The sequence below is a fragment of the Curtobacterium sp. PhB142 genome (assembly GCF_004341255.1).
In the GTDB taxonomy this organism is placed as follows: Bacteria; Actinomycetota; Actinomycetes; order Actinomycetales; family Microbacteriaceae; genus Curtobacterium.
Window position 1 is genome coordinate 206,720 of record NZ_SLUT01000005.1, and the last position, 13,708, is coordinate 220,427.

The following is a 13,708-nucleotide window of genomic DNA, read 5'->3' on the forward strand; positions in this document are numbered from 1 at the left end:
CTCACACGTCTCCGAGCGTCTCTCGGCAACTACCCTCGGAGCGCCCTATGTTGGACGGATCCACAGCATCCGTGGCCCGCGTCGTGGCGTGGCCCCGGGTCGACACCCCGCCCGATGTGTCGGGCGGGACGCAATCAAGTAGGGTTCTCAGGTGCGAGTAATATTCGCGAATCATTCGTCGGCTCCGACCAACCTCGGAGGCGCGGAACGTTCGCTCCTCCGGTTCGTCGAGGACTGGCAGCGCATCGACCCCGAACTCGAGCCGGTGTTCGTGACGAAGGCCCCGGAGGGCACCTTCATCAAGGCGCTCAAGGAACGTGGTTGGCCGTTCAGGGCGTACCGGTACCGCGGCTGGGCACTTCCCAGCCCGCAACCGGCTCCTGCCGCCGAGCAGGCCGCGTTCGCCACGGTCGACTACGCCGCTGTGCGGGCGATGATCGAACTGTTCCGGAAGAACCGCCCGGATCTGGTCGTCACCAACACCCTGGTCGCTCCCTGGGCCTCGTTCGCCGCCGCCGCGCTCGGCATCCCGCAAGCCTGGATCGTCCGCGAGTACGGCGATCTCGACCACGGCCTCCACTTCCAGATCGGCCGCAATGCCACGTTCCGCGACATCGGTCTGATGTCCGGCGCGGTCGTCACGAACTCCGAAGCCATGCGCGCGCACCTCGCGGCGGACATCGACGACGACAAGATCACCGTCGCCTACCCCGTGGTCGACATCGACGGGCTGCTCGCCGGCCGCGGGAGCGCTCCGGCGGTCACGCCGTTCCCACAGACCGCGTCAGATCTCCGCGTCACGGTCGTCGGGCGTGTCGAGGACGGCAAGGGGCAGCACCGCGTCATCGATGCGCTCGGAGTACTGCGCGGACGCGGCTTGACCGTCACCGCGTGCTTCGTCGGCTCGTGGAAGCACCCCGGTTACGACCTGCAGCTGCTCGCGCGCGCCCGCGCGCTCGGGGTCGCGGACCAGGTCGTCTTCGTCGGTGAGCAGCGCAACCCGGCGCCCTACATCGAGGCAGCGGAGGTCTGTGTGACGCCGTCCACCCTCGAAGCGTTCGGCCGGACGACCGCGGAGTACATGGCACTCGGTCGAGCAGTGGTCGCATCTTCTTCGGGTGGTAGCGCTGAACTCGTCGCCGACGGTGAGACCGGGCGGCTCTTCGACGTCGAGGACATCGACTCGCTCGCCGAGGCGCTCGAGACGTACGCGCGAGACCGGGGCCGGGCGGCTGCACACGGCGATGCCGCGCCCGGACACCTGTCGAGACTGATGGGAGGCGCCCACACGAATGCGGCTGCGATCGAGCATCTGCGCGCAGTTGCCCTCGCCGGCGACGGCTACCGCTTGCCCGAGATCGCCCAGTACTGGTTCGCACTCCCCGGTGCCTATGCCTCCCTCGGCGCGACCAGCGCTCGTGCCGCCGTCGGTCTGCTCGCCGACCGCTTGCGCACCCGCTCCGGTGTTGTCGGACGTCTGCTGGCCATGCCCGGAGCGATCGTCAGGAGGCTCGTCCAACGATGAAGGTCTCACGTCGCCCGGTCACCATCGTCGTCCCGATCTACGACGACCTCCCCGGGCTCGAACGCTGCATCGTGTCGCTCCGCGAAGTCGTGGACTTCGAGGTCGACCAGGTGCTCCTCAGCAACGACGTCGGCCCGAATGCCGATGTCATCGAGCGCCGGGTGCTCGAGTTGATCGGAGGCCACCGGGGGTTCACCTACGTTCGGAACGAACGCAACCTGGGGTTCGTCGGTAATTGCAACCGCGCCGTACTCGAGGTCGATACCTCCGGCAATGACGTGCTCCTGCTCAACAGCGACACGGTCCCCTTGGCCGGATTCGTCGACGAGATGGCCTCGGTGCTCGCATCAGACGACATGATCGGTGTCGTGTGCGCCCGGAGCGACAACGCGACGATCGCGTCCATCCCGTTCTCCCGCCGCAACCCTTCTGCGAAGACCTCTCCCGAACGGACGAAACAGGTCCACGCGGCCGTGCGCGATCTGCTCCCCCGGTCGACGCCGGCACCGGTGGCCATGGGCTTCTGCTTCCTCACTCGCCGATCGTTGATCGATCGGTTCGGCCTCTTCGACGAGGTCTTCTCGCCCGGGTACGGCGAGGAGAACGACTACTGCCTCCGCATCAACGAGCACGGGTTCACGTCGGTCTTCGCGAACAGAGCGCTCGTGATCCACACCGGCTCGACGAGCTTCAGCGGTGATCGCGGGCCGACCTTGCGGCTCGCACACGAGCGCATCCTGCTCGAGCGGTACCCGTTCTACAGCGGCGCCCTGGCGCTGTTCCAGAGCCGGTTCCGCGACGCCGTCGACGTCTTCGCCGATGCCTTCCTGCCGAACGACGGCGTCGTCCGCGTTGCGCTGCACCTCCCGACGGTGGTCGACGCGTCCGCCGTCGCTCGGGTGGAAGCCTTCCTCTCCGACGCCCCCGAGGACGTGGTCGTGACGCTGGTGGTCACCCGGCAACAGCTGCGGGCCGCGCGGTCAGCCTTCCCGGGGGCCCGCGTCGCGGCAGGCGTCCGTTCTCGCCAGGTGTACGACGTGGGCATCGCGCTGGGGCCGGTCACGACGTTCGACGCGCTCACCGCGCTGAACGCAAGCGCTCCCCGTTGGGTGCTCGTCGATGCGATCGCACCGCTGACCCGGTGGTCCCTGGCTGTGGCACATCACCGTTCGACGGCCCTGGACCGCATCATCCGTCGTTTCGAGGACCGCACCGTTCCGTGGCGGGGACCGGCGGACCTCTTCGATGTCGTCCGGTCCACTGCGGCAGAGCCGATCGATGCCGACCGTCTCCGCGCTCGCTGGACGGCCGTGACCGACATCGCCGAGGCCACTGGCCTCATGGTCCATCCAGCGAGTGTCTCCATGCGGCGCCTCGCTGCCCTCGCCTTCGGCGCACGCAACCCGCGGCTCACCGCCCGCTTGCGATCGATCGCCGGCCGTGGGGTCTGAGACTCCACGTTCGTCTGACGGGAGGCCCGTAGCGGCCCCGCCACGGGCCTCCCGTCAGACGGCGACCACGTCGACCACCGGACGGTGGCGTGCGACGCACGTCGCGTCCCACGCGCCCAGCTGGTGGAGCGTCGCGATGCGGAACACGAGCGCCCGGACCAGCAGCTGACGCCACTCCGGCTCGTCGGCGCCGAGCGCGTCGAGCCGATCGACCGGGACCCCGTGCCAGCACACCGCGTCGACGGCCGCGATCGCGGTGCCGAACCCCGCCGGGCGCCAGTACGGCGGCCAGTCGATGATCGTCGGTGGCTGCCCGTCGGCGAACAGCACGTTGCCGAGCAGGTCCCCGTGGACCAGCTGCGACGGTGCTCGGACCGGCCGGAACGCCGCGGCGAGCCGGTCGAGGGTCGGGTCCGAGGGCAGCGGTTCCTCGCCCCACGCCATCTGGTCGGCACGGGCCCACGGGTCGGTAGCGGCGCTGGATGCGGTGACGCCCGTGCTGGTGCCGGGATCCGTGCCGAGGAACGCGGGCCGCTCCAGGTCGGCGATCGCGCGGTGGAAGGCACGACCCGCTCGGATCACGTCCTCAACGCGGGACTCGTCGGCCACGCCGGGCACGAACTCCCACGCCTCCCAGTCCCCCGACCGCCAGCTGCCGTCGCGGGCGACCACGGGGCGGGGTGTCCGGAACTCGGCCGGGTGCTCGGACTCCGCTGCGTGGTCGAGGTCCGCCAGGAGGCCGGCACGCCAGTCGGTCACCGCAACGCCGTCGTGGGGCCGGAGGACGATGCCCCCGGCACGCCAGGTCAGCCCGCGCCCACCCGCGAGCGGCACGGGCGTGGACCCGGCGACCCCGAAGGCACGCAGCGCCTTGGCGCCGGGAACGCTCCCGCCCGCTCCGGTCACGCGGTCCGCAACACATTCGCCATCGGACGGCCCTTCGCGACCTCGTCGACGAGCTTGTCGAGGTACCGGATCTGCCGCATGAGCGGGTCGTCGATCTCCTCGATCCGGACGCCGCAGATCATGCCCGTGATGAGGGACGCGTTCGGGTGCAGCTGCGCGGCGGCGAAGAAGCCCTCGAACGTGGTCTCGTCCGCCAGGTGCCGTGCGAGCGCTGCGTCGTCGAACCCGGTCAGCCACGTGATGACGGCGTCGAGCTCGCCCTTCGTGTGGCCCTTCCGCTCCACCTTCGCCAGGTAGTGCGGGTAGACCGCCGCGAAGGGCGTCCCGAAGATCCGGTGTCCGGCCACGCTCACGCCCCCGCTACACCAGGCAGCGCGGCCCGAGCAGGCTCTTCAGCTCGCCGAACAGGTCGGGTGTCAGGTTCACCGGGAACGGCAACTCGAACGTGCGCGCGACGTCGTCCTTCAGCAGCTTCAGCCGGACCTCGGTCTCGCCCTGGTGCCGTCCGAGCACGGCGGCGAGCTCCGTCACCGTGGACGTGGTGGCCTGCCGTTCCGGCAACGACAACGTGAGCGGGCCGGAGCCCATCGCGTCGCCGATCGCCGGCTGGAACATGCTCACTGCGTGCAGGGCCTTGCCGTCGTCGCGGACGTTCACACGACCGCGCAGGACCACGATCGAGTCGGCCACGAGCGACGGACCGAACTCCTGGTAGGTCTTGCCGAGGAACATCACGCCGATCTGACCGCCGAAGTCCTCGATGTCGACGATGCCGTACGGGTTGCCGCTCGTCTTCGCCACCCGGTGCTGCACGCTCGTCAGCAGACCCGCGACCGTGACGGTCTCGCCCTCGACCGAGTCGTCGGCCGCGATGAGGTCGGCGATGGTGATCGACTGGTGCTTCGCGAGCTCGATCTCGAGCCCCGCGAGCGGGTGGTCGGAGACGTAGAGGCCGAGCATGTCGCGCTCGAACGCGAGCTTGTCGCGCTTGGACCACTCCGGACGGTCGGGCACCTGTGACACCGGACCGGTGGCCGGTGATTCCTCGGCGACCTCGGCGAACAGCGAGTCGAAGTCGAAGCCGACGTTGCCGTGGGCCTCGTCACGCTTGACCTTGACGGCGCCTTCGACCGCGCCCTCGTGGATCTCGACCAGGGCGCGGCGGGAATCGCCGAACTCGTCGAAGGCACCCGCCTTGATGAGCGACTCGACGGTCCGCTTGTTCGCCGACGAGATCGGGATCTTGCGCAGGAAGTCGTGGAACGACTCGAACGCGCCCTTGTCGGTGCGGGCCTTCACGATGTCGTCGACGACGTTGAACCCGACGTTGCGGATCGCGCCCATGCCGAACCGGATGTCCTCACCGACAGCGGCGAAGAAGCCGATCGACTCGTTGACGTCCGGCGGCATGACCTTGATGCCCATGCGGCGGCACTCGTTCAGGTACAGCGCGAGCTTGTCGCGGGCGTCGCCCACCGAGGTGAGCAGCGCCGCCATGTACTCGGCCGGGTAGTGCGCCTTCAGGTAGGCGGTCCAGAACGAGACGACGCCGTACGCGGCGGAGTGCGCCTTGTTGAACGCGTAGTCGGAGAACGGCAGCAGGATGTCCCACAGCATCTTGATCGCCGCGGCCGAGTAGCCGTTGTCCAGCATGCCCTTCTCGAAGCCCGCGTACTGCTTGTCGAGCTCGGACTTCTTCTTCTTGCCCATCGCGCGGCGGAGGATGTCCGCCTGGCCGAGGGAGAACCCCGCGACCTTCTGCGCGATGGCCATGACCTGCTCCTGGTAGATGATCAGGCCGTAGGTCCCGCCGAGGATCTCCGCCAGGGGCTCTTCGAGCTCCGGGTGGATCGGCGTGATCGCCTGCTCGCCGTTCTTGCGGAGCGCGTAGTTCGTGTGCGAGTTCGCACCCATGGGGCCCGGACGGTACAGGGCGATGAGCGCGGAGATGTCCTCGAAGTTGTCGGGCTTCATCAGACGCAGCAGGCCACGCATCGGCCCACCGTCGAGCTGGAAGACACCGAGCGTGTCACCGCGCTGCAGGAGCGCGTACGCCTCGGGGTCCTCGAGCCCCATGGTCTCGAGGTCGAGCTCGATGCCACGGTTGTTCTTGATGTTGTCGAGGGCGTCACTGATGATCGTGAGGTTGCGGAGCCCCAGGAAGTCCATCTTGATCAGGCCGAGCGACTCCGCTGCCGGGTAGTCGAACTGCGTGACGACCTGGCCGTCCTGCTCCCGCTTCATGATCGGGATGATGTCGATGAGCGGGTCGCTCGACATGATGACGCCGGCCGCGTGCACGCCCCACTGGCGCTTCAGCCCCTCGAGCCCGAGCGCGGTGTCGAAGACGGTCTTCGCCTCGGGGTCGTTCTCGACCACGGTGCGGACGTCGACGGCTTCCTTGTAGCGCGGGTGGTCCTTGTCGAAGATCCCGGTGAGCGGGATGTCCTTGCCCATCACGGGCGGCGGCATCGCCTTGGTGAGCTTCTCGCCCATGCCGAACGGGAACCCGAGGACGCGCGAGGAGTCCTTCAGCGCCTGCTTCGCCTTGATCGTGCCGTACGTGACGATCTGCGCGACGCGCTCCGACCCGTACTTCTCGGTGACGTACTTGATCGCCTCACCGCGGCGCCGGTCGTCGAAGTCGACGTCGAAGTCGGGCATCGAGACGCGGTCCGGGTTCAGGAACCGCTCGAAGATCAGGCCGTGCCGGATCGGGTCGAGGTCGGTGATGCGCATCGCGTACGCGACCATCGAGCCGGCACCGGAACCACGGCCGGGGCCGACGCGGATGCCGTTGTTCTTCGACCACAGGATGAAGTCGGAGACCACGAGGAAGTACCCCGGGAACCCCATCTGGTTGATGATGCCGACCTCGTAGTCGGCACGCTCCTGCACCTCGGCCGGGATGCCGTCGGGGTACCGGTAGTCCAGCCCCTTCGCGACCTCTTTCTCGAACCAGGAGTGCTCGGTCTCGCCCGCCGGCACCGGGAACTTCGGCATGTAGTTCGCCGAGGTGTCGAACTCGACGTTGCACCGCTCGGCGATGAGCAGCGTGTTGTCGCAGGCCTCGGGGTTGTCGCGGAAGACGTGCCGCATCTGCTGCGGGGACTTCAGGTAGAACTCGTCGGCGTCGAACTTGAACCGGTTCGGGTCGTTCAGCGTCGAACCCGACTGCACGCACAGCAGGGCCGCGTGCGACTTGGCGTCGTGCGCGTGCGTGTAGTGCAAGTCGTTCGTGCCGACCAGCGGGATGTCGAGGTCCTTCGCCAGCCGGATCAGGTCGCTCATGATCCGACGCTCGATCTCGAGTCCGTGGTCCATGACCTCGGCGAAGTAGTTCTCCTTGCCGAAGATGTCGCGGTAGTCGGCGGCGGCCTTGACGGCTTCGTCGTACTGGCCGAGGCGCAGGCGCGTCTGGACCTCGCCCGACGGGCACCCCGTCGTGGCGATGATGCCCTCGTGGTACTCCTCGAGCAGCTCGATGTCCATGCGCGGCTTGAAGTAGTAGCCCTCGAGCGACGCCTTCGACGACAGCCGGAACAGGTTGTGCATGCCCGTCGTGTTCTCGGCGAACATCGTCATGTGCGTGTACGAACCGGCACCGGAGACGTCGTCCCCACCGCCGTCGCCCCACCGCACACGGGTCTTGTCCGTGCGGTGCGTCCGGGGCGTGATGTACGCCTCGGTCCCGATGATCGGCTTGACGCCGCCGGCCTTGGCGGCCTTCCAGAACTCGAAGGCGCCGAACATGTTGCCGTGGTCGGTCACCGCCACGGCCGGCATGCCCTGCGCAGCGGTCTCCTGCACGAGGTCGCCGAGCCTGGCCGCGCCGTCGAGCATCGAGTACTCGCTGTGCACGTGCAGGTGGACGAAGGAGTCGGAATCCGCCACGGAACCTCCGGTCGAACGAGCTGCTTGCGGGACGCGAACAGCCTAACCGCGACCGCGGACAAACCCGCGCGTGTCCGAGCGGTCCGACACCGAGGTCGCACGACACGCCGCGCGCAGCCCGGCGAGGGTGCAGGAACCGTCGCTCGGCGGGCCCGAAGCCTGCAGATCGTGTCCCCACGGCGGTGGAGCCCGCGCGTGGCGGACGGGAGGCACGGGGCGGCGGCGCCACGGGCCTCCCGGCCGGGGGTGGGCGTCACGCGCTCGTCACGCGCGACACGCCCGTCGCTCCCCCGCCGGAGTTCCACAACACGCCGCGTGCGCTCCGCCGGGGTTCCACAGACCGACGCACAGCGCGCCTAGATGCCGAGATTTCGGAACCTCAGCGGGACGACGCGACGACGCGACCGGCGCGACCGACGCGACGGCGCGACCGGCGCGACGACGCGCACGCCCGTCAGGACGAAGCGGCTCGGATGCGGTCGAGCGCGAGGCGCAGGTCGTCGGGGTACTCCGCCTGGAACGACACCCACTCGCCGGTGCGCGGGTGGTCGAACCCGAGTCGCACGGCGTCGAGCCACTGGCGGGTCAGCCCGAGCTCCTGCGCCAGGACCGGGTCGGCGCCGTACATCGCGTCACCGACCAGCGGGTGGCGGGTCGCGGCCATGTGCACGCGGATCTGGTGGGTGCGCCCGGTCTCGAGGTGCACCTCGAGCAGGGTCGCCGACCGGAACGCCTCGAGGGTCTCGTAGTGGGTGACGCTCGGCTTGCCGTCGGCGGTCACCGCGAACTTCCAGTCGCTCGACGGGTGCCGACCGATCGGGGCGTCGACGGTGCCGGAGGTCGGGTCGGGGTGCCCCTGCGCGAGGGCGTGGTAGACCTTCTCGACCGTGCGCTCCTTGAACGCCCGCTTGAGGTGCGTGTACGCGAGCTCGGTCTTCGCGACGACCATGAGTCCCGACGTGCCGACGTCGAGGCGGTGCACGATGCCCGCTCGCTCGGCGGCGCCCGAGGTCGCGATGGTGAACCCAGCAGCGGCGAGGCCGCCGGGCACGGTCGGGCCGTCCCAGCCGGGCGAGGGGTGTGCGGCGACGCCGACGGGCTTGTCGACGACGACGATGTCCTCGTCGTCGTGCACGATCGTCATCCCGGGCACGGCCGCCGGCACGATGCGCGGCGGCTCCTTCGGGGACCACTCGACCTCGAGCCACGAGTCGGCGTGCAGGCGGTCGGATTTGTCGACGGGGACGCCGTCTACCCGGACCCCACCGGCGGCGACCACGTCGGCCGCGAACGACCGGCTGAACCCGAGGAGCTTCGCGATGGCGGCGTCGACACGCTCGCCGGCGAGCCCGTCGGGGACGGGAAGGGAACGCGACTCGCTCACGTGGCGTCGTGCCCCAGCGCGTCGCGCCGGTCGCCGTCGTTCGGCCTGGAGGCGCGGGTCGGCTCGTCGACAGCAGCGTCAGCTGACGAGAACGCGGCCCCGCCGTCGAGCGGCTCCGTCGTGTCCGCCTGCGCAGCGCCGCGCTTGGCGGACACCGTGCGGGACCCGTCGAGGTTCACCCCGAGGATCACCAGCAGCACGAAGACCACCATGCTGATGCAGATGAACGAGTCGGCGACGTTGTAGATCGCCGGCATCATCCACGGCGTCGAGATGAAGTCGACCACGTGGCCGCGGCCGAAGCCGGGCTCACGGAAGAGTCGGTCGATCAGGTTGCCGAGCGCGCCGCCGAGCAGCATGCCGAGCACGACCGCCCACCACATCGACCGGATCCGACGCGAGTAGATGATGATCGCGACGACGACCGCCGCCGAGATGATCGAGAACACCCACGTCATGTTCACCGCGAAGGAGAACGCCGCCCCGGGGTTCCGGACGTACAGGAACTGGAGCGCCCCGCCCAGGATCGGGACGGGGGTGCCGTACGGCAGGTTCGCGACGACCAGTGCCTTCGCGACCTGGTCGAACGCCACCACCACGACAGCGGCGAAGGCCAGTGCCGCGATTGCGCGGACACTGACCTTCGCTCGTGATGCTGGTCGTGACAACGTCAGTTGCCGAAGCCCTGCGCCGATGCCGGCGCCGGGGTGAGACCGGACTGCTCGTTCGAGGAGTCGAGCTCGGAGAGCTGCCCCTGGATGTAGCTCTTGAGCTGGGCGCGGTAGTCGCGCTCGAACGTCCGGAGCTCGTCGATCTTGCCCTCGAGCTGGCGCTGCTCCTGCTCGAGCACCTGGACACGCTGACGGTTCGTGTTCTCGGTGTCGGCGATGATCTGGCGCTGCTTGGCCTCGGCCTCGGACACGAGACGCGCTGCCTGGGCGGTGCCCTCGGCGATGAGCGCGTCGCGCTTCTCGACGCCTTCGCGGACGTGCTCCTCGTGGAGACGACGCGCGAGCGTCAGGAGGTTCGTGGTGCCCTCGGTATCCTCGTCCGCCGGGACCGTGGTCGCCGGGGCGGCCGCTGCGACCGGAGCGGGCTCGGGAGCCGCCTCGACCGGGGCCGGCACGGGCTCCGGCTCGGGTTCTGCCGCGGGAGCGGGCTGCTCGGTCTGCGCCGACTGCGGGGCCGACTCGACCGCCTGCAGGCGCTGGCGGAGCTCGTCGTTCTCCGCGGTCAGGCGACGCAGCTCGACCACGACCTCGTCGAGGAAGTCGTCGACCTCGTCCTGGTCGTAGCCCTCGCGGAACTTCGTCGGCTGGAACCGCTTGTTGACTACGTCTTCCGGCGTCAAAGCCATTGCCGTCACCTCAATAGAACTGCTGAACGTGTGGAACCACTTGCGTCGTGACCGAACTTACCAGTCACCACGTGTGGTGCGGATGCCGCGCCGGAGGCGAGCATCGATCCCGACCACCGTACACCGACGACGGGGAGGAACGACGACCGCTGCATCGGCGCGGCGCGTGTCGCGGACCTGGATCGACCCACGAGCGGGCCGGGATCGAGCCAGGAACGGACCTGGATCGGGTCAGACCGCGACGGCGATGCCGTTGACGACGACCCGGGCGATGATCACGACGAGCATGACGATCGTCCAGCCGAAGTCGAGTGCCACCGGCCCCATGCGGAGCGGCGGCAGGACCCGCTGGACCGCGCGGATCGGCGGATCGGTGATCGTGTAGACGAACTCGGAGACCACGAGCAGCCCCCCGCGCGGCCGCCAGGACCGGTTGAAGTTCTGCACGAGGTCGAGCGCGAACCGCCCCCACATGACGAAGAAGTACAGCAGGAGGGCGAGGGAGATGATCCCTAGGATCACGGACACGATGGGGCTCGCTCGTCTCGGGCGAGTGCCGTCATGCGACGACGCTCACGGGCGGGTGGCCGGGGGACGGCTCAGGACTGGGCGAAGAAGTTCGCCTCGATGTCGGACTCTACCTCAGCCGGCTCACCGCTCACTGCGACGTGTGCGGGCGACAGCAGGAAGACCTTGTTCGTGACGCGCTCGATCTTGCCGTACAGGCCGAGCGACAGGCCGGAGGCGAAGTCGATCATGCGTCGGGCGTCGTTCTCGGTCATCTGCGAGAGGTTGATGATGACGGGGATCCCGTCGCGGAAGCTCTCGGCGATGGACTGGGCGTCCTTGTACTCGCGCGGGTGGACGGTGAGGATCTCGTTCATTTCCTGGACCGGGGTCGCCTTCTGTGCGGTCGTGTGCGAGCGGCGGAGCGGAGTGACCTGGGCGCCGCGCTGGTGGGTGTGCGTCTTCGCGGGAGCGGCGGCCGGGGCCGCTGCCGGAGCTGCGGCGGCCGCGGGAGCGTCCGCCGGGGCGGGGGCATCCTGCGGGGCTGCGGCCGGAGTGGCGGGAGCCTGCTGGCGCGTGGGCGCGGCCTGCTGCGGCTGCTCGTCCTCGTAGTCGAGTTCCTCGTCGGCGAGGCCGAGGTAGACCATCGTCTTCTTCAGCGGGTTGGCCATGGTTCCTCCGGAGGTTGGTGCACGTGGATGCCCTGCAACGAGGCTAGGGTGCCGCCGGCCGATTTCCCGTGATTGCGGTACCGATCCGCAGGTGTGTCGCGCCCTCGAGCACGGCGTCGGCGTAGTCGCCGCTCATGCCGGCCGAGATGTCGGTGGCGCCGGGCTCGAGCGCCACCACCTGGTCCGAGATCGCCCGCAGCCGAGCGAACGCCGCACGGGGCTCCTCGTCCAGCGGCGCGACGGCCATGACCCCGCGCAACCGGATGGTGCCGGTCTCGAGCACGCGTGCGGCCATCGCCTCGACGTCTTCCGGTTGCACGCCGCCGCGGCCGGGGTCGTCGGTCAGGTTGACCTGCACGAACCCGTCGATGACCGGTGGATCCGGCTCGGCCTCGGTCGGTGCGAAGGCATCCACGACCGACGTGCGGTCGAGGGACTGCACGACGTGCGCGTAGCGACGGACCTGCCGGGCCTTCTTCGACTGCAGCTGCCCGATGAAGTGCCAGGTCAGGTCGAGGTCGGCGAGCTCCGCGGCCTTGGCCTGTGCCTCTTGGTGGCGGTTCTCCCCCACGTCGGTGACGCCGAGTGACGCCAGCGCACGGACGAGTGACGCCGGGTGGTACTTCGTGACGACGATCAGCGTGAGGTCGTCGGCCGAGCGCCCTGCGGCGCGCGCCGCGTCGGCGATGCCACCTCTGACGGACGCGAGACGCGCCTCCAGTCCGTCGTCTGATGACGAGGCGGACGGGAGGCGCGTGTCTGCTACCAAGGAGGGGTTACTTCAGGAAGTCGGGGACGTCGAGCTCGTCGTCGTCGTCGAACGCCGGGTCGGCGGCGCGCTGCACCGGCGGCTGGTGTTCCTGCGAGGCCCAGGAGGGGCTCGACGTGCTGGAGTCCTCGATCGCACCGGTCGAGGCGGCGACGGGGGCCGTCGCGCTCGACTCGGGGTCGACGTAGCTCGAGCGACGCTCCTTCTGCTGCTGCGCCGGCTCGCCGCCGTCGAAGCCCGCGGCGATGACGGTCACGCGGACCTCGTCGCCGAGGGTGTCGTCGATGACCGCACCGAAGATGATGTTCGCCTCGGGGTGCACGGCTTCCTGCACCAGACGCGCGGCGTCGTTGATCTCGAAGATGCCGAGGTTCGAGCCACCCTGGATCGAGAGCAGCACACCGTGCGCTCCGTCGATCGAGGCCTCGAGCAGCGGGGACGCGACGGCGAGCTCGGCGGCCTTGATGGCACGGTCGGCGCCGCGCGACGAGCCGATGCCCATGAGCGCGGAACCCGCACCCTGCATGACGGACTTGACGTCGGCGAAGTCGAGGTTGATGAGACCCGGGGTGGTGATGAGGTCGGTGATGCCCTGCACGCCGGCGAGGAGCACCTGGTCGGCCGTGGCGAACGCCTCGACCATCGAGATGCCGCGGTCGCTGATCTCGAGCAGGCGGTCGTTCGGCACGACGATGAGCGTGTCGACCTCGTCCTTGAGCCCGGCGACACCGTTCTCGGCCTGGGACTGGCGACGCTTGCCCTCGAAGCTGAACGGCTTCGTGACGACACCGATGGTGAGGGCGCCGATCGACTTGGCGATGCGGGCGACGACGGGCGCACCACCCGTGCCGGTCCCACCGCCTTCACCGGCGGTGACGAAGACCATGTCGGCACCGGCGAGGGCCTCTTCGATCTCCTCGGCGTGGTCCTCGGCGGCACGACGGCCGACCTCGGGGTCCGCGCCGGCGCCGAGGCCGCGGGTGATCTCGCGGCCGACGTCGAGCTTGACGTCGGCGTCGCTGAGCAGCAGCGCCTGCGCGTCGGTGTTGATCGCGATGAACTCGACGCCACGGAGGCCGAGTTCGATCATCCGGTTGACGGCGTTGACGCCGCCGCCGCCGACACCGACGACCTTGATGACGGCGAGGTAGTTGTGGTTCGTGGTCACGTCAGTCAGGCCTCCGGTTGAACCCTCAACCTCTACTTGAAGTTCAGGGGCAATGCTGGTAGATGTGGTGCTGGCT

12 protein-coding genes are annotated in these 13,708 nt (G+C 69.3%); 2 read left to right on the plus strand and 10 right to left on the minus strand.

Annotated features, from left to right (window positions below; genetic code table 11):
• The first annotated feature begins 151 nt into the window (after positions 1 to 151).
• Both EDF31_RS11785 and EDF31_RS11790 read left to right on the plus strand, forming a co-directional pair.
• Positions 152 to 1,525, plus strand: coding sequence for a glycosyltransferase family 4 protein (locus tag EDF31_RS11785; protein ID WP_131846249.1), 1,374 nt, complete (start codon positions 152 to 154; stop codon positions 1,523 to 1,525).
• Positions 1,522 to 2,976 carry a glycosyltransferase family 2 protein gene (locus EDF31_RS11790; RefSeq protein ID WP_131846250.1) on the plus strand — a complete coding sequence of 485 codons (1,455 nt, stop codon included), beginning with the start codon at positions 1,522 to 1,524 and terminating at the stop codon, positions 2,974 to 2,976. Before EDF31_RS11785 ends, EDF31_RS11790 begins: the two co-directional genes overlap by 4 nt.
• Positions 2,977 to 3,030: 54 nt before the next feature.
• Here the strand turns inward: EDF31_RS11790 and EDF31_RS11795 are convergent, their stop codons facing one another.
• The 10 genes from EDF31_RS11795 to ftsZ all read right to left on the minus strand — a co-directional run bounded on the left by EDF31_RS11795 (position 3,031) and on the right by ftsZ (position 13,632).
• Entirely contained in the window at positions 3,031 to 3,882 is an 852-nt protein-coding gene (locus EDF31_RS11795; RefSeq protein ID WP_243649998.1) for a hypothetical protein, read from the minus strand.
• A complete protein-coding gene (locus EDF31_RS11800; protein WP_131846355.1) occupies positions 3,879 to 4,229 on the minus strand; it encodes a DUF2200 domain-containing protein in 351 nt (116 codons plus the stop codon). Before EDF31_RS11800 ends, EDF31_RS11795 begins: the two co-directional genes overlap by 4 nt.
• A gap of 13 nt (positions 4,230 to 4,242) precedes the next feature.
• Positions 4,243 to 7,776, minus strand: coding sequence for a DNA polymerase III subunit alpha (gene dnaE / locus EDF31_RS11805; RefSeq protein WP_123340376.1), 3,534 nt, complete (start codon positions 7,774 to 7,776; stop codon positions 4,243 to 4,245).
• Positions 7,777 to 8,230: 454 nt separating this feature from the next.
• Positions 8,231 to 9,160 carry an RluA family pseudouridine synthase gene (locus EDF31_RS11810; protein WP_131846251.1) on the minus strand — a complete coding sequence of 310 codons (930 nt, stop codon included), beginning with the start codon at positions 9,158 to 9,160 and terminating at the stop codon, positions 8,231 to 8,233.
• Positions 9,157 to 9,828 carry a signal peptidase II gene (lspA, locus tag EDF31_RS11815; RefSeq protein WP_279387365.1) on the minus strand — a complete coding sequence of 224 codons (672 nt, stop codon included), beginning with the start codon at positions 9,826 to 9,828 and terminating at the stop codon, positions 9,157 to 9,159. The genes EDF31_RS11810 and lspA overlap by 4 nt, the downstream gene beginning before the upstream one ends.
• Positions 9,829 to 9,830: 2 nt before the next feature.
• The gene (locus EDF31_RS11820; RefSeq protein WP_165901402.1) at positions 9,831 to 10,517 is read right to left on the minus strand and encodes a DivIVA domain-containing protein; all 687 of its coding nucleotides are present in this window, start codon (positions 10,515 to 10,517) and stop codon (positions 9,831 to 9,833) included.
• Between the two features lie 231 nt (positions 10,518 to 10,748).
• Positions 10,749 to 11,045: a YggT family protein gene (locus EDF31_RS11825; RefSeq protein WP_131846252.1), complete on the minus strand. Its 297-nt coding sequence runs from the start codon at positions 11,043 to 11,045 to the stop codon at positions 10,749 to 10,751.
• A gap of 71 nt (positions 11,046 to 11,116) precedes the next feature.
• Positions 11,117 to 11,695 carry a cell division protein SepF gene (gene sepF / locus EDF31_RS11830; protein WP_131846253.1) on the minus strand — a complete coding sequence of 193 codons (579 nt, stop codon included), beginning with the start codon at positions 11,693 to 11,695 and terminating at the stop codon, positions 11,117 to 11,119.
• Between the two features lie 43 nt (positions 11,696 to 11,738).
• Entirely contained in the window at positions 11,739 to 12,464 is a 726-nt protein-coding gene (locus EDF31_RS11835; RefSeq protein WP_131846254.1) for a YggS family pyridoxal phosphate-dependent enzyme, read from the minus strand.
• Positions 12,465 to 12,471: 7 nt separating this feature from the next.
• Positions 12,472 to 13,632 (minus strand): cell division protein FtsZ, encoded by a 1,161-nt coding sequence (gene ftsZ / locus EDF31_RS11840; protein WP_111085783.1) that lies wholly within the window; start codon positions 13,630 to 13,632, stop codon positions 12,472 to 12,474.
• Positions 13,633 to 13,708 lie beyond the last annotated feature (76 nt).